The following is a 21,161-nucleotide window of genomic DNA, read 5'->3' as shown; positions in this document are numbered from 1 at the left end:
CCTGTTGTTCTTGCACAGGAAGGTCAGCAAGCGCCGTGCCAGACCGGAAGGACGCCTGATTTCACTTTGTTTTCAGATTGTTGCGATGAGCAAGATTTCCCTGCCTGAAGCAATGCAACAGGTGGCGTGCAACAGGTGTTGCAGGTGCCGCGTCAGTTGAGGCGCTTCAGGCGGCGGTGGATGGTGGAGCGGTTGACGCCGAGCTTGCGGGCAAGCGCAGAGACACTGTTGCCGCAGTCGCTGAGCGCCTGGCGCAGTTCCCCGTCATCGTCGGACGCAGCCGCGACCGGACCGGCGAAGAGATGGTCCGGCAGGCAGCCGACATCGATGACGCCGCTCTCGGAGAGCGCCGCAGCAACGCGCAGCGCATTGGAAAGCTCGCGCAGATTGCCCGGCCACGTATGGGTCAGCAGAGCTGCCCGCACTGCCTTGTCGACGCGATAGGTCTCACCGTTTTCCTTTTCGACACGGGCGAGAAGCTGGTCGATCAGCCAGCCGAGGTCTTCCCGCTCGCGCAGGGCCGGCAGGCTGAGGGTCGCGGCATTCAGGCGATAGTAGAGGTCCTGCCGGAAGCGGCCCTCCTTCACGAGATCGGCAAGGTCGCGGTGCGAGGCGGAGAGCACGCGCAGGCGCACCGGGCGCGCCTTCAGCGCACCGACCGGCTGCACCTCGTTTTCCGAAAGCACGCGCAGCAGCCGGCTTTGCAGCGCGAGCGGCATGTCGCCGATCTCGTCGAGGAACAGCGTTCCGTCCTGTGCCTCCTCGATCAGGCCGCGCTTGCCCTTCTGGCTGGCCCCGGTGAAAGCGCCGGGCGCATACCCGAACAGCTCGGATTCGATAAGGTGCTCGGGGATTGCAGCACAATTGACGGCGACGAAATTGCCGCTGCCACCGCAGCTTTCATGGATCGCACGGGCCAGAAATTCCTTGCCGCTGCCGGTCTCCCCCTGGATGAGGATCGGAATGTCGCGCGCCGCCAGTTTCGCGGCGCGGGCCTGCACCCGCTCCATGGCTGCATCGCCGTTGCTGAGGTCGCGCAACGCCCGCGGCAGGCGCGGTTCCGGCCTTGTGGGCGTACGCAGGCTGACGGCGGGAGCAACGGCGCTGGCGAAGAGCACGAGGCCGTTTTTCGCACGAAGCAGGCGCTCGCCGTTCGGCCGGCCGCGCATAAAACGCGGCAGGTCATCGACATCCATGTCGAATACCTCGGAGATCGGCAGACCGAGAAAATCGCGTGTCGCAAGGCCCCGCATGTTCATCGAGCGGGCAAGCGCGCCGAAGCCACCATGGGTCATGCCGGTGATGCGGCCGGAACCGTCGAGCGCGATGGCGGCATCCGGGTCCACGTCCAGAAACTCCGGCGAGCGGGCAAGGCGCAGCACCCAGTCGTTGCGGGTGCGGGTCATGAGATTGGCAAGCTCGATGCGCCGCGCGGTGGCGGCGGCAAGATGCAGCGCCAGTTGCTGGCTCGCCTTGACGGTGGGCGAGCGGAGTTGGGAAATATCCAGCACGGCCGTGAGGTCGCCGAGCGTGTCGAAGATGGGCGCGGCCGTGCAGGTCAGTCCGATATGGCTGGCGTCGAAATGATCGTCCTGGTGAATGATGACAGGCTCGCCGGAGACGATGCAGGCGCCGACGGCACAGGTGCCCGCGCGGTTCTCCGACCATTCCGAGCCGAGATAGAGCCCTGCCTTGCGGAGCTGGTTGTCGAAGGTCGGATCGCCCATGAAGTCGACGGTGACGCCGCGCGCATCCGACAAAAGCAACACATAGTTCTGCCCAGCAACCTGGTTGAACAGGCCTTCGAGGCCGGAGCGACCGATGCGGATCAGCTCCTCCGCCTGCTCGCGATGCTCGCGCAGCTTCAGTTCGGGAACGATATAGGCTTCCTGCGCGATCGCGGGGTCGAGCTTGTAGTCGTTGAGGCAGCGCAGCCAGGATTTGACGACCGGCGCATCGCGCGGGCTGACGGCGCCCATGCCGACGCGCTCGATCTCCCGTATGTGCGACAGCGTCGACACCATAAGACATCCTCCCATGCCCATGGTCGCACAGGAGCCGCCCCGGGACAATCGCCCATAGGTCGGATGCGCAAGCCGGTGCGGGGTGGCGTCAAGCCGTCGATGCCAGCCGCACGCGATGGCCGGGCGCGATCTCGGTGAGTGCCGAAGGCACCGGCCGCGTGAAGACATCCGGCGCCACGCTGCCATCGGAAACGAAGCGGCGTCCATCGGGCAGAGCCGCATCCGTCGCGAGCAGGGCCTCGCCCGGGTTCAACGCCGTGTCCGGGTCGGGAATGGCGGCGATCAGCCGGCGGGTATAGGGATGGGTCGGCGTCTCGAAGATCTGCCGCCAGCCGCCCTCCTCCACCACCTCGCCGAAGAACATCACCAGCACCCGGTCGCTCATATGCTCGACCACGCTCAAGTCGTGGCTGATCATGATGTAGGAGAGGCCGAGCTTTTCCTGCAGATCGAGCAGCAGGTTGATGATCTGGGCGCGGATCGAGACGTCGAGGGCGGAGACCGGCTCATCGAGCACAACGATCTCCGGTTCGAGGATCAGCGCGCGGGCGATACCGATGCGCTGGCGCTGGCCGCCGGAGAATTCGTGCGGGTAGCGCCCCGCCTGTTCGGGCGTCAGGCCGACATTCTTCAGCATGGCCTCGATACGACCCTCGATTTCCGACGCCGCGGTGATGCCGTGCAGCTTCAGCGGCGCAGCAAGGGAGGTGCGCACGGACTGGCGCGGATTGAGCGAGGCATAGGGGTCCTGAAAGACCATCTGCACCGCCTTCGCACGCTGCATGCGCCCCGGCGCCCCAAGGCCGGCAAGCGGCTGGCCGCGATAGCGGATCGTCCCTTCCGTCGGCTCCTGAAGACCGAGGATGGAGAGGGCCGTGGTGGACTTGCCGCAGCCGGATTCGCCGACGATCGACAGGCACTCGCCCTTGGCAAGGTCGAAGCTGATGCCGTTGACGGCGTGCAGCATGCGCCGCCCTGTGCCGAACAGGCCGCCGCCGGAAATCGGAAAACGCACATGCAGGTCGTCCACCTGCAGCAGGGGAGCGGTCATGGCTGGCTCCCTTCCGGCCCGCGCGGGGTGATGAAGCGCGTCTGCGTCAACGTCGAGCGGTCGGCGATGATGCTGTCGATATCGACGAGACGCTGGCGGCCGTGCGCGCTGCGGCTGCCAAGGCGCGGCAGGGCGCCGAGCAGGCCGCGCGTATAGGCGTGCCGGGGATCTTCGAAGAGTGCTCGCGTCTCGTTCTCCTCGACGAGGCAGCCGGCATACATCACGCCGACACGCTGGCAGATGCTGGCGATGACGCCGAGATCGTGGCTGATGAAGAGCACAGCCGTGCCGCGCGCGGCGCAAAGCTCCTTGATCAACCTCAGCACCTCGGCCTGCACGGTCACGTCGAGCGCCGTCGTCGGCTCGTCGGCGATGAGGAGATCCGGGTTGCAGGCGAGCGCCATGGCGATCATCACGCGCTGGCGCAGGCCGCCGGACATCTGGTGCGGATAGTTCTTCGCACGACGGTCGGGATTGGGCACGCGCACATTGCCCAGCGCCTCGACGGCGAGCCGTTCCGCCTCGCCCCAGCTCTTGCCTTGATGCAACACGAACATTTCGGCGATCTGCCGGCCGACCGTCGAGAGCGGGTTCAGCGCCGTCATCGGCTCCTGGAAGATCATGGCGATGCGGTTGCCGCGCAGGCGCCGCATCTCGCGCTTCGGCAGGGACAGCAGGTTCTGGCCCTTGAACCGGATCTCGCCACTGGTGACGGCGAGCGGCTTCTTCAAAAGCCCCATGACGGCAAGCGAGGTGATCGACTTGCCTGAGCCCGATTCGCCGACGAGCCCATAGGCCTCGCCCGGCATGATCTGGAAGGAAACGTCCTTCAGCAGCGGATGGTGGACGGAGCGGCCGAGGGCGACGCCGAGCCGGAGATCCCTGATATCGAGAAGCGGCGCGGTCATGGCTTGCGCGTCCTCATATGCGGGTCGAGACTGTCGCGCAGCCCGTCACCGAGAAGGTTGAAGCCGAGCACGGAGAGAAAGATCGCAAGGCCCGGGAAGATCGCCACCCAGGGCGCGAGCTGGATGAGCTGCCGCGCATCCGTCAGCATCGAGCCCCAGCTCGGGAACGGCGGCTGGATGCCGAGGCCGAGGAAGGAGAGTGCGGCTTCGGAGAGCACCGCGGAGCCCATGCCGAGCGTCGCCATGACGAGGATCGGCCCCATCATGTTGGGCAGGATCTGCGTGAACATGATGCGCAGGTCTCCATAGCCGAGCGTCTGCGCCGCCTGCACGTAACCCTGCGATTTCAGCGACAGCGTCGAGGAGCGGGCGATACGGCAGGTCCAGCTCCAGTTGGTGAGGCCGAGTGCGATGAGGAGCGACGGCAGGCCGGGACCGAGCACGGCCATCACGGCGAGCGCGAAGATCAGCGAGGGAATGGCGAGCATGACGTTGGTGAGGCCGTTCACCAGGTCGTCCCACCAGCCGCCCCAGTAGCCGGCAGTCATGCCGAGCGTGACGCCGATGGCCGAGTTGATGACCTGCGAGACGATGCCGACCGTCAGCGAGATCTGTGCACCGTAGAGGATGCGGGTATAGACGTCGCGGCCCTGCGCGTCCGTACCGAACCAGAAGGTGGCGTCGGGCGGCAGTTCCGAGCTCATCAGGTCCGCATCGAGCACCGGGTCGAAGGGCGCGATCCACGGTGCGAGCACGCCGGCGAGGATGACCAGCGTCGTCAGCGTCGCGCCAAGCCAGAAGTTGAAGCCGAGACGCATTCCCGTCACTCCTGCTTGATGCGCGGATCGATCGCGGCATAGATCAGATCGACGGCCGTGTTGATGACGAGGAACCACAGCACGATGACGAGGATCGTGCCCTGCACCACGGGAATGTCGCGGATCGCCACGCTGTCGACCAGAAGCGAGCCGATGCCGGGCCAGGCGAACAGCTTCTCGATGACGACGGCCTGACCGATCAGCGAGCCGAACTGCAGGCCGACCGTGGTGACGATCAGCACCAGCGCATTGCGCGCCACATGCCAGCGCACGACCGTCACCTCGCTCATGCCCTTGGAATGGGCGGTGCGGATGAAATCGGCATTGAGCACATCAAGCACGCCGGCCCGCGTGGTGCGCGCGAGAAGCGCGAGCGGCGTAACGCCGAGCGTGACGGCGGGCAGGATGAGGTTCTGGAACGAACCGTCGCCATAGCCGAAGCTGGGCAGCCAGTTCAGTTGCAGGGCGAAGAGGTACATCAGCAGGAGGCCGAGCCAGAACTGCGGCATGGAGAGACCCGAGACGGCACCGATCATCGTCACGGTATCGAGCACGGAGCCGGGTCGCAGCGCCGCGAGGAAGCCGAGCGGCACGCCGATGACCAAGGCAAAAACCATGGCGGCGATGGCAAGTTGCAACGAGGCCCACATACGGTCATTGATGAGGTCGATCACCGGCTGGCGGGTGCGGAAACTGGTACCGAGATCGAACTGCGCGAGGTCCGTGACATAGGTCACGAAGCGTTCCATGAGCGGCTTGTTGAGGCCGAATTCCTCGTTGAGGCGGGCGATCATCTGGGGATCGGCGGCGCGCTTGCCATCGGCGAAGAGGCTGGCGGCAAAGGTGCCGGGCACGACGGAGAAGATGACGAAGATCAGCAGCGCCACCACGACGACCGTCGGAATGATCTGAAAGATGCGGCGCAGGGTGAAACGAAGCATGAGCGGTTCCGTGTTGGCCGCCCGCAAGGGCGCGACAATCGATGCGGGGGCGGCAGTCACGCCGCCCCCGAACCCCTCAAGATCTTACTTGCGCGAGTCCGGCGCGGTCTCGTCGATCCAGATCTCGTCATAGGGCTGGACCGCCAGTTCCGTCGCGTTGGGAACGAGGCCGTGGATCCACGGCTGATAGGCCATGACCGCCTTGTTGTAATTGAAGAACCAGACCGGCGCGTCGTCCTGCACGATGTTGTTGGCCTGGCGCAGGAGGTCGTTCTGCTTGGCGGGATCACGCTCCTGCTGGGCCGCGTCGTAGAGTTTGTCGAAGTCCGCGCTCGCATAGCTCGTATAATTGCAGGCCGATTGCGCCGTCTTCGAATGATAGCAGCGCAGCGCGTTCAGCGGATCGGGACCAGAGAGGTTCGACCAGATGAAGGCCTGGAAATTGTTGGTCGTGACAGCCTCGCCGAGCGCCGAGCTTTCCACCGGCTTCGGCTTCACGGTGATGCCGACCTTCTTCAGCATCGGCAGGATGGCCTCGACGATCGGAACGCCCCAGCTTTCATTCGGGCTCGCCGTCACCTCGAATTCGAAGCCGTCGGCATAGCCGGCTTCCGCAAGCAGCGCCTTCGCCTTTTCCGGATCGAAGGCATAGGCCGGCTTGTCCTTGTCGAAGGCCGGCGAGGAGAGCGGCAGCCAGCCGGACGCCGGATAGGCCTTGTTCTTGACGAGGCGCTCGATGATCAGCGGCGCATTGATGGCATGGTTGATCGCCTGGCGTACCCGCTTGTCCTTGAAAGGCTCGAAGGCCGGGTTGAAACCGATATTGCGGGTATAGACCTCGGCAACCTCGAGCAGTTGCCCCTTCAGCGCGTCCTCACCCTGATAGGCCTGGTACTGGGTCGGGCCGAGAATGGAGACGTCGATCTCCTTGTTGCGGAAGGCAACGTCGCGCGCGGCATCCTCGGCCATCAGCACGATGTTGATGCGATCGAGGTAGGGCTTGCCCTCCTCGTAGTACTTGTCGAACTTTTCGACGACGACCTGCGAACCCGGCACATGCTCCTTGAAAACGAAGGCGCCGAGGCCGACGGGGGTCTTGCCGAAGCTCGATTCGTCCTCGACATTCGACGGGTAGATGACCGTCGTGTTCTGCATCAGCGGAAAGCCGGGATTGATCGGGCCGGTATAGGTGATCTCCAGCGTGTTGTCGTCGATCTTCTTGAGGCCGGAAATCTCCTCGGCCTTGCCGGCGATATAGTCGTCCGCGCCCTTGATGTTGGCGATGAAGCTTGCGCCCGGGAAGGCATTCTTCGGATTGGCGATACGCTTGTAGCTGTAGATGAAGTCGTCGGCCGTCAGCGGCTTGCCGTTGTGGAAGACGGCGTTCTTGCGCAGGTGATAGGTATGGACCGTGCCGTCCTCGGAGACGTCTTCGGAATCCGCCAGCTCCAGCACCGGCTTGTTCTGGATGGAATCCCAGCTGTAGAGCGCGCGGTGGATCGCCTGCGTGATGAACTCTTCCTGCGTGTTCGGGCTCGCCTGCACGTCGAGCGTGGCAAAGCTCGAGCCGTAGGGTGCGGTGAAGACGAGCGTTCCGCCCTGGCGTTCACCCGCAGCGAGCGCCCCGGAGGCCACGCCGAGGCTGAGCATTGCGGCCAGTGTCAGTGTCTTGAGCATGTCGTTCTCCCTCTCGTGCCGTTTTCGGCATCGTTTCGATTCAGTCTGTCAGGCCGTCACCTCGCATCATGCACGACACGGCCTGCAAGCAGGGTCAGCAGGCAACGTGTGCCTGAGAGAATGGTCTTGGGATCCGCGGTCAGAAGATCGTTGTCGAAGACCGCGATATCGGCCCACTGGCCGGGCACGAGCCGTCCCTTCACGCCCTCGGCCTTTTGCGACCAGGCGCCATATTCCGTATAGGCCTGCAGCGCCTCTTCCGGGCTCAGCCGTTCGGAAGCATCCATGACCGTGCCCTTGCCGGTCTGGCGCGTGATCATCGCGTGAAGATTGGGGAAGGGATCGGGCGAGCAGACCGGTGAATCCGAGCCGGTCGATGGCTTCAGGCCGAGGCGCGCCCAGGTACCGATCGGATAGGACGCCTTGCCGCGCGCCTCTCCGAGCACGGAAATGTAACTGTCGCCGAAATCATGAATGAAGGCCATCTGCGGCGCGGGCAGGATGCCGGCCGCCTGCATGCGCGCGTGCTGCGCGGGCGTGGAGAAGCCGCAATGCTCGATGCGGTGACGACGATCGGGATCCGGGTTGGCGGCAAGCGCCTTTTCGTAGGCCGTGATCAGCTGTTCGATCGCGCCGTCGCCGATGGCGTGGCAGACCATCTGGTAGCCGCGGTCATGGCAATCCCGAACGACCGCCTCGACCGTCTCGTCCGGCAGCATCTGCACGCCGATGTTGTCGGGCTCGCCCTCATAGGGCTTCGTCATCCAGGCGGTGCGCCCGCCGGCCGAGCCGTCGAGGAAGACCTTCACGCCGCCAACGCGCAGCATGTCGTCGCCGCCCCCCGACAGCAGCCCCGCCCGCCAGGCATCCTCGACGATGGAGACGCCGGGATCACCGAGCAGCGTCAGCCAGACGCGCACCGGCAGGCGGCCGGACAGTTTTGCCATCTCATAGGCCTGGATCTCCGAGAACCCGGCAACGTGGCCGACAGCCGCATCCATGCAGCTGGTGATGCCGAAGGAGAGCAGATGCCGCCCCGCCCGCTCGATACCGTCGATCAGCTCCTCGGTGGTCGCCGGCGGCATGACGGCCTTGACGAGATTCTGGGCGTTCTCCGCGAGAAGACCGTTGAGCTTGCCGTCCGTGATGCCGATAACGCCGCCGTCCGGCACCGGCGTCGCCTCGCTGATGCCGGCAAGCTCCAGCGCGCGGGAATTGGCGATGGAGACATGACCGCAGGCCCGCGTCAGATACACCGGATGATCCGGCGCGGCGCGATCGAGATCCTCGCGCGTCGGATGGCGCCCCGTGTCAAGCTTGACCTGGTCATAGCCGCGGGCGCGCACCCAGCCACCCTTCGGCGTCGATGCGGCACGCTCGGCGATGGCCCGCGTAAGGGCGGCCACCGTCGGCGCAGCGGCGGGCGTCGCGTCGACGAAGCCCATGGCGATGCCGGTCGCGATGAGATGCAGATGATTGTCGATGAGGCCGGGGGTTGCGAAGCGCCCCTCCAGGTCGATCACCTCGGTCGCAGGCCCCTTCAGGCTCAGCATGTCGGCTGTGCTGCCGGTCGCCAGAACTTTGCCCTGCCAGACGGCGAGGGCCTCGCTGATGCCTTCTTCCCGCCCCCGCCAGATCCGGCCGTTGATCAGGATACGGTCAGCCTCAATTCCGAATGCCATGCACAGCTCCCCCTGTCGGCACCGGCGAACCGGCGCCTCTTTCCTCCACACGCAACGTGAAAGGTTGCGGCGGCCTTGGCCAATTCGCTTTTGGCACGACCCCATGCGAAATCGGCATACCTATTTCGATTGAATGACTTATGATCACCTTTGCCGCGCAGAAGGCACCGGAGGGACACGTGAATGGAGATCAAGTGGCTGGAGGACTTCGTGACGCTGGCCGACACGTCCTCCTTTTCGCGCGCCGCCGAATTGCGCAATGTCACCCAACCGGCTTTCAGCCGCCGCATCAAGCAGCTCGAAGGCTGGCTCGGCGCCACGCTGATCAGTCGCGCCACCATGCCGGCCGAACTGACGCCTGCGGGGCGCAACTTCCTGCCCGTCGCACAGGAGGCGATCCGCACTTTCTATGCGGCTCGCGAAGCGCTGCGCCCCTCGCATGAGCCGGGCCTCATCCGCTTTGCCGCCCTGCATACGCTGACGGTCACGTTCTTTCCGCGCTGGCTGAAGACGCTGGAAGGCGCGGGCGGCACCTTCAGCACATCGCTCATCCCTGACCGCGGCGGCATCGAGGCCAATCTCGATGCGCTCGTTGGCGACGAAGCGGATTTCTTCCTCACCTATGCCCATCCGGAGGTGCCGTTCCATCTCGATCGCGGGCAATTTGCTTCGCTGACGGTCGGTCAAGACCGGCTGATGCCGCTTGTATCGGCGGAGGTCACGATTGCGGGCCAGGTGCAGCCCGGACACAATCTCCTCGACCGCGCCGTCGCGCAGCCACGGCTCGCCGTTCCCTATCTCAGCTATGGATTCAATTCCTTCTTCGGCGTCGCCCTGTCGCGCCTCCTCCTGCGCCGCCCGCCCTTCCGCCGGCGCACGACGCACGAGAACACCATCAGTGCCGGCCTGATGAACATGGCGGTAACGGGCGCCGGCCTCTGCTGGCTGCCGGAAAGCCTTGCGCGCGAGGAGATGGAAGCGGGACGCCTCGTGTCGGGCTCGTCGGACGAGGGCTGGAACCTCGACCTCGAAATCCGTCTCTACCGCCATGCGGCAAGCCGGACCGGCAAGGTCGAGGATTTCTGGCGCGCGGCGCGGCAATTTCTGGAAGCAGCGCCTGCCGAAATCAGACCTTCAGGAAGAGCAACGCCCTGAGGATTTCCGAAAAATCCCTATGCTCGAAGGCGACGGCGCGAGGACCGTGCGCCTTGGCACCGGGATACCAAGCGGCCCGGTACGCCTCGGTCGGCGTGCTGAACTCGATCACCACCTCGTAGTGATCCGCCTTCGCGGGCAGTGCCTGCGCGAAATCGCCCGACAGCGCTGCTGCCACGCCTTCACGGATGAGGCGACGCGACCAGGCGGGCGAGATGGATGTCGAGGCACGGCCCCTGCCATCGAGCGTTTCCACCGTCGCAAGGCCCGGCACCATGGCCCGGGCCTCGGCGCAAATACCCACGTCTCCCGCGAGAAACACGGAAGGCACACCATAGCCGGCCGCACAGAGCGCGTTGAAAGTGAACTCGGACGCGACCTCGCCATTCAGCAGCAGGCGCGAGATACGCAGGTTGGAAGTGTGGGCCAGCGGATTGACCTCCGTGCCGGCCTTGGAATGGTAACCGGTATAGATCGCGGCGGCGAAACCGGCGTCGATGCCGAACATCATTTCGTCCGGGTGGCCCGACCAGCCGCGCACGATGCGGGCGTAATCGGGCAGGCGATCGAGGATGAGGTTGCGGCCGCTGTCATGGGCATCCTTGATCACCACTTCCGTGGCACCGGCGGCGCGCGCGCCCTCGCAGGCGGCAACCACCTCGCCCGTCATCAGCGCGCGGAACTCGGCCCAGTCCGGATGGGTGCGCTCGGCCTCGTTCCAGTGGGCAATGCCGGCGGTGCCTTCGATATCGGCGGAGATGAAGACTTTCATGATGCGGGGCTCTCCTTCAGCCAGTCCGTGAGGGCGGGATAGGTGCGGCCGCTCCGTGCCGGCGTGGCCGGCGCGGCACAGAGCGCGTTCAGCACCGCCTCCTGCGTGGTCTCGGCAGCGGCGCGGAAGGCGATGTCGATATAGCTGTCAGACAGCCGTTGCTGCATGGCGACGGGCGCGGCCGGATCGTGCTCGACCGGATCGGCCGTTGTGAAACAGAGGACAACGTCGCCGCTGCCATGGCCCCAGAAGGCGCCGAGCCGGGCAAGCCCGGCCCCGCCACGCCGGGCGACGCGCTGCAACTGCCTGTCCCCCAGCGGCAGGTCCGTCGCCATGACGACGATGACCGAGCCGCGCTCGGGGCTTGCCGGCACACGCGGATCGGGCCGGCGGCCATCCGGCAAGACGAGATCGCCGGCCGCGCCGAAATTGGCGAGGACCAGCGTGCCGAGCGTGAAATCGTGCTTGCCGATGCGCATCAGCCGCGACGCGGTGCCGATCCCGGCCTTGAAGCCGAAGGCGGTCATGCCGGACCCGGCGCCGACCGCCCCCTGCTCGACCGGCCCCGGACGCGCGGCGTCAAGAGCGGCATCAGCATCGGCGGGCGTCACGCCGAGGGCCTGGATATCGTTGATGCCGCCGTCGTTGCATTCGCAGACCAGCGCATTGACGGTCGAGGTTTTCCGCCCGATCGCCGGATTGGCGCCGATGGCGCGGCGGATGAGCGCCTCGGTGCAGGCCGCAACGCCAAAGGTGTTGGTGAGCAGGATGGGCGTCTCGATCGTGCCGAGCTCGGCCACCTGCATCAGCCCGGCCGACTTGCCGAAACCGTTGACGATCTCGACCGCTGCCCGCGGCTTGACGCGGAAGAGATCGCCCGGATGCGGCACGACGGCCGTCACGCCGGTGAAGAGGCCGTCCCCGCGCAGCGAGCGGTGGCCGACGGCGACCCCGGCAATATCGGTGATGGCATTGCCCGGCCCCGGCTCCAGCCGCCCCTGCGGGATCAGGCCCAGTTCGCGCGCCGTGTTCATGTCCGCCCCTTCCGGCATTCCAGTTCTTGAAAAGATGGTTCTTTTTCAACGAGCAACCATAAGCCGCCTCGCCGGGCATGCTCTAGACCGAAACGCCGGCCGCTTCCAGATAGAGCGCCTGCAACACCCGTGTCCGGGGTCCGGGTTTTCCATCGCCGATCACCCGGTCGCCGATACGCACAACGGGCATGACCAGGCTGGAAGCGGAGGTCTGGAAGGCCTCCGCCGCATCCTGCGCCTCTTCGGGCGTGAAGGCGCGCTCCTCGATGCGCAGGCCCTCGGCGGCGCAGAGGCGCGCAAGGGCGCGCTGGGTGCAGCCCGGCAGCGTGGCCTGCGAGGCGGCGCGCGTGAGGATGCGACCATCGGCGGTGATGAGATGGGCGGTCGAGGAGGCGCCTTCCGTCACCAGCCCGTCTTCCACCAGCCAGACATCGTCGAAGCCACGGGCCCGCGCCGTCTGCTTGGCCATCACCTGCCCGAGCAGCATGGCGGTCTTGATGTCGCGGCGCTGCCAGCGCGGATCAGCGGCCAGATCGACCGAGATGCCGTTCTGCTGGGTCTTTGTCCCCGTCAGGGTCTTGGCCTGGGTGAAGCCGACCAGCCGCGGCGTCAGAGTGGCAGGGTAGAAGAAGTCGCGATCCGCCTCGCCGCGCGAGACCTGCAGATAGACGGTGCCGTCCTGCAAGGCATTGCGGGCGATCAGTTCCGCCTGAATGGCCTCGATTTCCGTCCGGCCGAGCAAGAGGGCAATGCCGAGCTCCCTCAGCGAGCGTTCGAGCCGGGCGAGATGCAGGTCGTTATCGATCATTCGTCCGGCAATCACCGCCGTCACTTCGTAGACCGCATCACCGAACAGGAAGCCGCGATCGAACAACCCGATCCTGGCCTCCTCCTCTGCTACGAATTGACCGTGGACGTAGACGATCCTGCCCATCTGTTCCTCTTGCTTGCGCCGGTTGCCTTTGGCGCGGAACATTGGTGTGACTTGCCGCGGCTGACCAATTCAATTTGGGCAGGATCCTATGCAAAAATCGCCTGAGGTCTTGTTTTGCAATATGTTAGACGGCGTCAGTTGCGCCGGACATAGCGGATCCCGCGGGCCAGCCAGCAGCCGAGCACCAGACCCGTGATGTGTCCGGCCGCATCGCGCTCAGCCACCAGCGTCCAGTCCCCCGGGGCCGGCGCATCCATCGAGCGACGGGTTACGACGAGCCAGACATCAGGACCGGCCGGCCGGACGATTTCGGGCCGGCCCGTGCCGAGGAAGCCCTCAGCCCAGAGATAGGTCCCGCCGTCACGGCATTCGATGACGATGTCGGCCTCCAGTTCGGGGGAGCGGTAGCGGCCCGCAAGACGCGCGTCGCCTACCGCCGGCGCCGATGCGACCGGCACCAGCCTCTCGGCGTAGTTTTCCTGTGCGCGCTGCATCAGGAGGTCCTCACCGGCACGGGCGACCTTGACGGACGAAGAGGCAAGACTGCCCTCCTCCGCCTCCAAAAGGCTTTCCGGCGACGTGCCGAAGCGCAGTGTCGCCGAATCGAAACCTGGCTCCAGTCGCGCAAGAAGACCGGTCTCGCGACTCATCCATTGACCGCCCCAGCGCTCGCCGAGCGGCTTGGAAGCGGGATGCGGCAGGCCGAGCGCGGCGCGCAGCAGCCGATGCGCCGCCCCATGCGCATCGCCGTGATGATTGAACATCACCACGACCGAAAGCCGCGCCTCGGCCGAATAGGCCCGGAAGGCCCGGAACCCGCGCAAGGCGCCGCTGTGGCCGGTGAAGGCGACATCACCGACACGCGAATGCTGCAGGCCGAAACCATAGGAGGCGGCCGCCCCGTCGCGGAAGGTCTGTGGCACGGCGATCTTCCGGTAGAGGCTGTCCGGATCCCCGCGTGTCGCATCGATCCAGCGCTCATAGGCGAGCATGTCGTCGAGCGAGGCGGAAATGCCCGCATCACCGCGCCAGTAGATGCCGTTGTCTGCCGGCAGATAGCCTGTCGCGTCACTGCCCTCGTAGCCGACCACGCCGTCCTCCGGCTGGCGGGTATCGGCGGTCAGCACGGCACCGGCCATGCCGGCCGGCTCCCAGATGTGCCGCGCGTAGAGCGTCTCAAGCGTGTCGGAGGAGAACTCCTCGAGAAGATCGGAGAGGAGGCGGAAATTGCCGTTGCTGTAGGAATAACGCGTACCCGGCGCAAAATGCCCGCTGCGCATACGCTTGAACGCCGATGCCGCATCATCACGCGAAAAGGCCTGCTCGGCTCTGGCACCGTGCAGCACGGTCAGCGCCCAGTAGTCGCGCAGGCCCGACTGGTTGTTGCAGAGGTCGCGCACCCGCGGCAGCGGACCGTCGAAATTCGGCAGATGCGCGGCGAGCCGGCCATCGAGGGCCTCCGGCGTGCCGCAGGCGGCCAGCATGGCCGCGCAGGTGAACTGCTTGGAGACCGAGCAGATCGGCAGCCGCGTGCCGGCCGTCATCGATCGCCGCGCGTCGAGATCGGAGAAACCCCAGGAACGAAGGGCGACAATCCGCCCCTCGCTGACCACACCGGCAACGCCACCCGGCCCCGGAAACCGCACGGCGAGTGCATCCATTTCCGCTTCGAGCCGCTTCTCGTCGATCATGCCCTGCCTGCCTTCCGTTCCCGCCCCGCCCGGCGCCTGCCCTGCGGGGATCGCTGCGAATCTTTCCGGTGGCCATTCTTTCCATCCGCGCCGGCTTCGCAACTCGGCAAATCTGGCCGGCAGGGCATGCCGGGTCACTCGATGCCGTTTGCCCGCTGCACCTCACGCACGTAGGCGATCACGTTCTGGAGATCGGCCTTCGTCATGGCCGGCTGGGGCGGCATGTCGCCGAACCTCCAGTGATGCGCCCGCACGCCGTTGGCAACGGCCATCTCGAAGGCGTAATCGCCATGATGAGAGGGCTCGTAGATCTTATGCACCAGCGGCGGCCCGGCCTCGGTTCCCGCAGCATTTGCGCCGTGGCAGGCGGCACAGACGGCGTTGAACGCCCTTTCCCCCATCTTCGCCGCCTCCGACAGGGTTGCCGGAACCGTGACGGCGACGAGAGCGCCCCCACCTGTCGCAGCTTCTGCCGCCGGGGCCTCCGCCCCCCGGCGCGTCCAGACAGCGGCGGCGGCAATGCCCACCGCGACGATGGCGAGAACGGCGATCTTTCCCTTGTTCATGCCGCCAGCGGCATTTTTCGAGTGGCTCTTCTGTTGTTCGTTTCGTGTCATGTGCGTGTCCTGATCGGAAGCCGGCTGCGGCAATTGCCACCCGGCGAAATTGTTTTCTGAAGGGCCACGGGGCAATCCCCGCGACCGGATGTGCAAGATCAGCCGCCCGAGATCCGGCGCTGATAATCCGCCTCGCGCTGCGGCCAGGTGCTCTTGATGAAATCAAGCACCGCCGCGCTTTCGGCATCGCTGAGGATGCCGGCAAAACCCGGCATGTCGCTCTCGTAGCCGCCGCCAACGACCGCGGCCGTACCGCGGCGGATGATCGCCAGAAGCTGCGCGTCGGCATGATGCCAGGTGTGGCCGGTGGCATCGTGGGGCGGTGCGGGCAGGCGGCCGTCCGCCCGCGGGCTGCGCCAGTCAGGCTGGCCCTCCAGCCTGACGCCGTGACAGCTCGCGCAGTTCTCCGCATAGAGGGCTTTTCCGAGGGCGATACGCGCGTCCGCCTCCCGGCCCGGCCTTTCCAGGACGAAGAGAACCACGCCGGCCACGGCCGCAAGGACCGCGCCGCCTGCAATCCACGCCGCCTTCACGCCTCGACCCGGAACTCGGTCATCATGCCGGCCGAAAGATGCGGCATGTGGTGGCAATGCAGCATCCAGCGCGCGGCCTCGCCCGCGTCCAGCGCCACCGTGACCATCGACATCGGCGGCACATAGATCGTGTCGCGTCGGGCGCCGGCAAAACGACGAGCATTGATCCCGACCACCTGGAAGGCATGGCCGTGCAGGTGCATCGGGTGTCCCATCATCGACATGTTGTGGAAGCCGAGTTCCACCCGCTCGCCGCTCTTTGCGACGATGGGGCGGTGCTTGCCCCAGACAGCCCCGTCGATGGTCCAGACATAGGGCTGCATGGAGCCGCCCAGCATGACCATCTGGTTGCGCTCGATCGGCCTTTCCGGCAACGTGTCGATGCCCGAAAGGCTCGCTTCCTGCGCAAGGTCAATATCGAAGGCCGGTGCCTCTTTTTCGGCAAGGGCGTCGATCCTGGCGATGGCCGCACCGGGCGTCGCAAGGACGATGCCGGTCCGCTCGCGCGCACCCTCGCGCAGCGCAAGCACGGGCCATGCCCCGCCTTCGTTCGGCAGGTCGATCTCGATGTCGAGCCGCTGTCCCATGGCAAGGCCAAAGCGGGAGCCGGCGAGCGGGCGGACCTGATGCCCGTCCACGGCGACGAGCTGCCCTGTCAGCGCGCCCGTATCGATCCAGAAAACCGTGGCGGCGGCGGCATTGATGACGCGCAGCCGAATCCGTCCGCCGTGCTCGACCGACACGACCTCGGGATCGGACAGCGTGCGGTCATTGGCAAGATAGGCATCCCAGTCGTAGTCGTTCAGGTCCATGGTCATGCCGCCCATCCCGGCCATGTTGCCCATATCCATCTGCATCGCCATCGCACCCGTGGTTCCGGCGCTGTCCATGTTCATTCCGGCCATGCTGCCGTGGTCCATGCCCTGCATGGCGCCGGAGGGGGCGGCGCCCCCATGCCCGCCGGTGATCTCCGCCAGCACCTCTTCCGGCGCCTTGAAGGAGAAATCGTGCAGGAAGAGCACCACATCCTGCCGGTCGGCGGCGAGGTCTTCCGGCCGGCGCACGATCAGCGGGGCCGCAAGCAGCTGCATTTCCTGGATCGGCACATGGCTGTGCATCCAGTGCGTGCCCGAAAGCGGGGCGAAATCAAAGCTGCGCGTCTCACCTGGCGCTAGAAGCGGCTGCGGCATATCCGGCACGCCGTCCTGCACGTTCGGCGGAATCTGGCCATGCCAGTGCACGATGGTGGGGACGGGCAGGTCATTGCTGAGGTCGACCCGAAAACGCTGGCCGGGATCGAGGACGAGGCCTTGCCCGCCGGGGCCGGAAAGGCCGAAGACGGTGGCGGCGCGACCGTCGATATCGAGTGTACGGCGCGTGGCGGCAAGCCGCAATGGCGCGGCCGTCTGGCCGAAGACAGGGATGGGGAACTGGGTTGCAGCAAGCGTTGCTGCGCCGGCGGCCAGGAAGCCGCGTCGGGTAAAGGATCTCATAGCATCACCTCGGGACAGACGTCCCGTTCAACAATCTGGAGGGGTGCGGCAGGAAGAGCCCGCCGCGGCTTCAAAGGCGGTGCGCTATGGGAGGTCGGTCGTCGAGGGCGGGCGGCGTCGAGACGAGCGCCGCGTCGGGATGACGACGGTAGGTTTCGCGGGGCGAGGCAAGGCCTGCCGGGATTCGCTCGGCCGGCAGAAACACGCCGATACCCATGCAGACGAGATCACACAGGCCGGGATCCGTCTTGCACGTCCCGTCATCGGTACAGGACGCCTTCGCCATGGACGTGTGGTCCATCGGCTGCATGCGGCTGGCCAGTTCCGTCGACACGATCATGCCGGTCTCGTGCGCCGAGGCCGTGAAGGACACGACCGCGAACAGACAAGCCGAAACGATGAGCAACAGAAACCGCAGCATGATACAAAAATAGGGATCCGATCCCGCTTTGTCCATCGCTCAGCGCCCGGGCAAAGTGCCGCGCAGATTTTCTCCTGCCGCCCGACAGGCCAGAGCCATGGATTTAAAGGCAAAAGGCCTTTAAGCCTCGCAGCTGCGGCCCGGTCGTTCGTTGGGATTGCAAACGAACCGACGGACACCCGGGCCCGAAGCTCATGCAGGGAGTGCGCAGATGCTCGTCGGAATTACGATCTTGCTTGTTTTCCAGTTGATCGGCGAAGTGACCGCCTATTACCTCGGCGGCTTCGTGCCGGGGCCGGTCATCGGCATGGCGATGATCGCCGTGGTTCTCACGCTGACCGGCGGAAAGCCGTTTCTGCAGTCCGCCCACCAGCAAACCCTCGACACGTCGAAAGCCATCCTTGCCAATCTTGGCATCCTCTTCGTGCCCGCCGGGGTCGGCATCATCCAGCACCTGGATCTCATCCGCGACCGGGGTTTCGCGTTGCTCGCCATCGTACTGCTGTCGACCGTCATCACACTGACCGTCACCGTCTGGGTCTTCATCCTGGTGAAGCGACTTTCCGGAGGCTATACGAATGACTGACGGGCTCTGGGTCTATCTCGCCACCTCGCCGCTCCTGTGGCTTGCCTGCACGCTGGTCGTCTGGCTCGCGGCCACCGGCCTTGCCGGGCTCCGTCCGGGAAATCCCTTGCTGAACCCGATCCTCTTCTCCATCGCCGCCATCGCCACCGTGCTCTGCGTCACCGGGATCGACTATGCCACCTATTTCGAAGGCGCCCAGTTCATCCATTTTCTGCTGGGCCCGGCGACCGTCGCCCTCGGCATCCCGCTCTATGAAAAACTGGCGCTCGTGAAGAGCAACCTCCTGCCGCTGCTCGCCGCCCTCTTCGTCGGCAGCCTCACCGCCGTCGGCTCGACGGTGTTTTTCAGCCAGTTGTTCGGCTTCGCACCGGAGGTCGTCGCCTCGCTCGCCCCGAAATCCACGACCGCAGCGGTTGCCATGGCCATATCCTCCGGCCTTGCGGGGGACCCGGCCCTCACCGCGGCCGTCGTCGTGCTCACCGGCATCTGCGGTGCGATCGTCGTGACGCCCATGATGAACGCCATGCGCATCAAGGACTACAGCGCGCGCGGCTTTGCCGTCGGCCTCGCCTCGCACGGCATCGGCACGGCACGCGCCTATTCGGTGGATCCGGTGGCCGGGCTGTTTTCGGGGATCGCGATGGGGCTGAACGCGGTGCTCACATCCCTCATCGTGCATCTCTTCCTGTGATCGCTCACGCGATGGCGGTGATTTCGAGTTCCTGGTCACCGACTGTCACCAGATCGCCGACAGCCTTGCCCATGAGAATGCGGGCCACGGGCGCCACGTAGGAGATCGAGCCGGCCTTGGGGTCGGCCTCGTCCTCGCCGACGATGCGATAGGTCTGAACGCGTCCGTCGTCGCGGCTGAAGGTGACCGTGCTGCCGAAGGAAACGACATCGTTCGAGGCAGGCGCGGCAACGAGCTCGGCGGTTCGGACCCTTTCGGCAAGATAGCGCAGGTCCCGTCCCGGGCCGGCCGCCTGCCGCCGGCGCTCGTTGACGTCCTCGATGGCGTTCGCCGCCGCATAGGACTCGCGGGCCTCCTGAAGCTGCGCCTCCAGTGCCCTCAGCCCGGTCTCCGTCACAAGATTGAGGTGCGGGGAGATCGCCCGTTCGGGCAGCAGGGTTTCCGCTGCCGTCTCGGCGCTCTCTTCCTTCATGAAGGCTACGCTCACACTCGAACTCCATCGTGACGCAGAGGGCACACGCCCTGCGCTTGTCATTTGCTGTTTGCGGAAAAGGCCCTTCGCCCGGCCTGCCGACCGTCCATGGCCGGGCGGCTCGCAAACCGGACCCGCCACCGGGAATCTACCCATCGTCGGGAGATGGGTCAATTCCTCGACACGCCCGGCCCCGGCTGCAAAGACCATGCACGAGGATCAGGGGTGCGCCGACTGTCTCGCCGTATGCGCGATCGCAGATCCGGCGGCCGAGATCGCCGGCGGCGGCGATATGACCATACGGGCCTTCACCGCGCTGTCCGGCCCCGCTTCGCCCGCGATCTCCACACGGTTGCGGCCGTTCGACTTGGCGCGGTAGAGCGCACTGTCGGCCCGGCGCAGGATATCGTCATAGATTGTGTCGCCCGGGCGCAGGACGGCGATACCGCCCGAGATGGTAATGTCGATCCTCGCGTCGCCGACAGTGAAATCACTGCCCTCGACGGCGGCGCGCATCCGCTCGGCAATGGCGAAGGCATCGTCCGTGCCGAGATCGGGGAACAGCACGGCGAATTCCTCGCCGCCCATCCGGGCGATCGTGTCCGTCGGGCGTACTTCGGCGCGCAACCGCCTGGCGACATGGATGAGCACCCGGTCGCCGGTCTCGTGGCCGTAGGTGTCGTTGATCGCCTTGAACTTGTCGATGTCGAAGACGGCGATGGAAAAATCACGGCCCCTCGGCTTTGCGGCGAGAAAGGCTTCCGCGGCGCGACCGGCGAGGCTGCGCCGGTTCGGCAGGCCCGTCAGGTAGTCCGTCGCCGCAGCCCGCTCGAGACCTCGCCGCAACCGGTCGGAACACATCAGCAGGAATGCCGTCGTGCCCATGACGGGCAGCAGCGTCAACAGCATGGCGGACAAGACGTTCAGCCAGTTGTCTCCCGTCTCGACGGCGAAGGCATCGGGTACCCCCACCCGCAGATAGAGCGCGCCCCGCAGGGCCGAATAGGCACCGACCCCGATGAACATCGCGGCAAGGATGGAGCGCGCCAGAGAGGCGTGGCCGCGCGTCCGGTCGAGCAGCACCCGCACGCATAGCGCCATCAGCCAGATCCAGGCGGCGGAAACGATCAGGATGCGAATGCGGAAATCCGGCATGACGGTGGAGAACCGCACCACGGACAATGTCGCGATGGTCGCGGGAAGAAAATGCCAAACCCTCACCTCCAGCCGGTGAAACGAGAGGATCGCGGCATAATAGGCGGTCAGGCCGAAGGCGAAGGCGGCATTGGCCGCCGACAGCATGACCGGCCGGGGCAGCGGCGCGCCGAAAGCAAAGACGATGCAGCCGAAAGCGACCAGCAGCGTTCCAAGACACCATTGGCTGGCCGCCCCGCGCAGCCGTGCCGGCAAGTCGCGGTGGATGGCGGCGAGGATCGCGCCATTGGCAAGCACCATCACAGACGCCGTCGTGAATATGGTTTTCGCATCCATCATGAACGCGCTTCCCCCAATCCGAAGATCGTTGACCGACGCCGTCTCAGGCGGCGCGGGACGGTCGGCACGCAAGCGCCGCCCATCGCCCGCACCCTATCCGGGAGGCCCTAAGAGCGCGTTTCGAGACGAGGCCAACAGAGCGTTAAGGTGTCGCCTCCGATTTGCGG

Annotated in this window: 20 protein-coding genes; 3 read left to right on the top strand and 17 right to left on the bottom strand. The window is 65.9% G+C overall.

Annotated elements, in window-relative coordinates:
- Positions 1 to 152: 152 nt before the first annotated feature.
- The 7 genes from K0P03_RS26980 to K0P03_RS26950 all read right to left on the bottom strand — a co-directional run bounded on the left by K0P03_RS26980 (position 153) and on the right by K0P03_RS26950 (position 9,101).
- Complete coding sequence (locus K0P03_RS26980; protein WP_272791165.1) at positions 153 to 2,024, bottom strand: sigma-54-dependent Fis family transcriptional regulator; 1,872 nt, start codon at positions 2,022 to 2,024, stop codon at positions 153 to 155.
- Positions 2,025 to 2,112: 88 nt separating this feature from the next.
- Complete coding sequence (locus K0P03_RS26975) at positions 2,113 to 3,075, bottom strand: ABC transporter ATP-binding protein (protein WP_050744764.1); 963 nt, start codon at positions 3,073 to 3,075, stop codon at positions 2,113 to 2,115.
- Positions 3,072 to 3,983 carry an ABC transporter ATP-binding protein gene (locus K0P03_RS26970; RefSeq protein WP_023513453.1) on the bottom strand — a complete coding sequence of 304 codons (912 nt, stop codon included), beginning with the start codon at positions 3,981 to 3,983 and terminating at the stop codon, positions 3,072 to 3,074. Before K0P03_RS26970 ends, K0P03_RS26975 begins: the two co-directional genes overlap by 4 nt.
- Positions 3,980 to 4,801: an ABC transporter permease gene (locus K0P03_RS26965; protein ID WP_023513452.1), complete on the bottom strand. Its 822-nt coding sequence runs from the start codon at positions 4,799 to 4,801 to the stop codon at positions 3,980 to 3,982. The genes K0P03_RS26970 and K0P03_RS26965 overlap by 4 nt, the downstream gene beginning before the upstream one ends.
- 5 nt (positions 4,802 to 4,806) lie before the next feature.
- A complete protein-coding gene (locus K0P03_RS26960) occupies positions 4,807 to 5,742 on the bottom strand; it encodes an ABC transporter permease (RefSeq protein ID WP_130514369.1) in 936 nt (311 codons plus the stop codon).
- Between the two features lie 84 nt (positions 5,743 to 5,826).
- Complete coding sequence (locus tag K0P03_RS26955; RefSeq protein WP_050744761.1) at positions 5,827 to 7,419, bottom strand: ABC transporter substrate-binding protein; 1,593 nt, start codon at positions 7,417 to 7,419, stop codon at positions 5,827 to 5,829.
- Positions 7,420 to 7,475: 56 nt separating this feature from the next.
- Positions 7,476 to 9,101, bottom strand: a complete 1,626-nt coding sequence (locus K0P03_RS26950) for an amidohydrolase (protein WP_272791164.1) — start codon at positions 9,099 to 9,101, stop codon at positions 7,476 to 7,478.
- 183 nt (positions 9,102 to 9,284) lie between these two features.
- On the opposite strand from K0P03_RS26950, the gene K0P03_RS26945 reads away from it, so the two are divergent.
- On the top strand, positions 9,285 to 10,256 hold the full coding sequence (locus K0P03_RS26945) for a LysR family transcriptional regulator (RefSeq protein ID WP_272791163.1): 972 nt from the start codon (positions 9,285 to 9,287) through the stop codon (positions 10,254 to 10,256).
- Here K0P03_RS26945 and K0P03_RS26940 read toward each other — a convergent pair.
- From K0P03_RS26940 to K0P03_RS26905, 8 genes are all read right to left on the bottom strand, one after another.
- On the bottom strand, positions 10,228 to 11,028 hold the full coding sequence (locus K0P03_RS26940; protein ID WP_272791162.1) for a M55 family metallopeptidase: 801 nt from the start codon (positions 11,026 to 11,028) through the stop codon (positions 10,228 to 10,230). The genes K0P03_RS26945 and K0P03_RS26940 overlap by 29 nt on opposite strands.
- Entirely contained in the window at positions 11,025 to 12,062 is a 1,038-nt protein-coding gene (locus K0P03_RS26935; RefSeq protein ID WP_050744972.1) for a DmpA family aminopeptidase, read from the bottom strand. Before K0P03_RS26935 ends, K0P03_RS26940 begins: the two co-directional genes overlap by 4 nt.
- An 82-nt stretch (positions 12,063 to 12,144) precedes the next feature.
- Positions 12,145 to 12,996 (bottom strand): D-amino-acid transaminase, encoded by an 852-nt coding sequence (locus K0P03_RS26930; protein ID WP_050744971.1) that lies wholly within the window; start codon positions 12,994 to 12,996, stop codon positions 12,145 to 12,147.
- A 134-nt stretch (positions 12,997 to 13,130) separates the two neighbouring features.
- Complete coding sequence (locus K0P03_RS26925) at positions 13,131 to 14,687, bottom strand: D-aminopeptidase (RefSeq protein WP_050744757.1); 1,557 nt, start codon at positions 14,685 to 14,687, stop codon at positions 13,131 to 13,133.
- Positions 14,688 to 14,821: 134 nt separating this feature from the next.
- A complete protein-coding gene (locus tag K0P03_RS26920) occupies positions 14,822 to 15,304 on the bottom strand; it encodes a c-type cytochrome (RefSeq protein WP_023516462.1) in 483 nt (160 codons plus the stop codon).
- A 98-nt stretch (positions 15,305 to 15,402) separates the two neighbouring features.
- Positions 15,403 to 15,837 (bottom strand): c-type cytochrome, encoded by a 435-nt coding sequence (locus K0P03_RS26915; protein ID WP_088016450.1) that lies wholly within the window; start codon positions 15,835 to 15,837, stop codon positions 15,403 to 15,405.
- Positions 15,834 to 17,330, bottom strand: a complete 1,497-nt coding sequence (locus tag K0P03_RS26910; protein WP_272791161.1) for a multicopper oxidase family protein — start codon at positions 17,328 to 17,330, stop codon at positions 15,834 to 15,836. Before K0P03_RS26910 ends, K0P03_RS26915 begins: the two co-directional genes overlap by 4 nt.
- Positions 17,331 to 17,400: 70 nt before the next feature.
- The gene (locus K0P03_RS26905) at positions 17,401 to 17,751 is read right to left on the bottom strand and encodes a hypothetical protein (RefSeq protein ID WP_050744755.1); all 351 of its coding nucleotides are present in this window, start codon (positions 17,749 to 17,751) and stop codon (positions 17,401 to 17,403) included.
- 211 nt (positions 17,752 to 17,962) lie between these two features.
- Here K0P03_RS26905 and K0P03_RS26900 point away from each other — a divergent pair, with 211 nt between their 5' ends.
- Positions 17,963 to 18,337: a CidA/LrgA family protein gene (locus tag K0P03_RS26900; RefSeq protein ID WP_023516458.1), complete on the top strand. Its 375-nt coding sequence runs from the start codon at positions 17,963 to 17,965 to the stop codon at positions 18,335 to 18,337.
- The gene (locus K0P03_RS26895) at positions 18,330 to 19,028 is read left to right on the top strand and encodes an LrgB family protein (RefSeq protein WP_024271193.1); all 699 of its coding nucleotides are present in this window, start codon (positions 18,330 to 18,332) and stop codon (positions 19,026 to 19,028) included. The genes K0P03_RS26900 and K0P03_RS26895 overlap by 8 nt, the downstream gene beginning before the upstream one ends.
- Positions 19,029 to 19,032: 4 nt before the next feature.
- Here K0P03_RS26895 and greA read toward each other — a convergent pair whose 3' ends face one another.
- Together greA and K0P03_RS26885 are read right to left on the bottom strand one after the other, a co-directional pair.
- Positions 19,033 to 19,515, bottom strand: a complete 483-nt coding sequence (greA, locus tag K0P03_RS26890; protein ID WP_037408628.1) for a transcription elongation factor GreA — start codon at positions 19,513 to 19,515, stop codon at positions 19,033 to 19,035.
- A 204-nt stretch (positions 19,516 to 19,719) separates the two neighbouring features.
- Entirely contained in the window at positions 19,720 to 20,994 is a 1,275-nt protein-coding gene (locus tag K0P03_RS26885) for a GGDEF domain-containing protein (protein WP_272791160.1), read from the bottom strand.
- Between the last annotated feature and the right edge of the window lie 167 nt (positions 20,995 to 21,161).

Origin of the sequence: Shinella sp. HY16, assembly GCF_028534175.1 — a bacterium.
Lineage (GTDB): Bacteria > Pseudomonadota > Alphaproteobacteria > Rhizobiales > Rhizobiaceae > Shinella.
The sequence above is the reverse complement of the archived record's forward strand: the minus strand, read 5'-3'. Positions and strand labels throughout refer to the sequence as shown.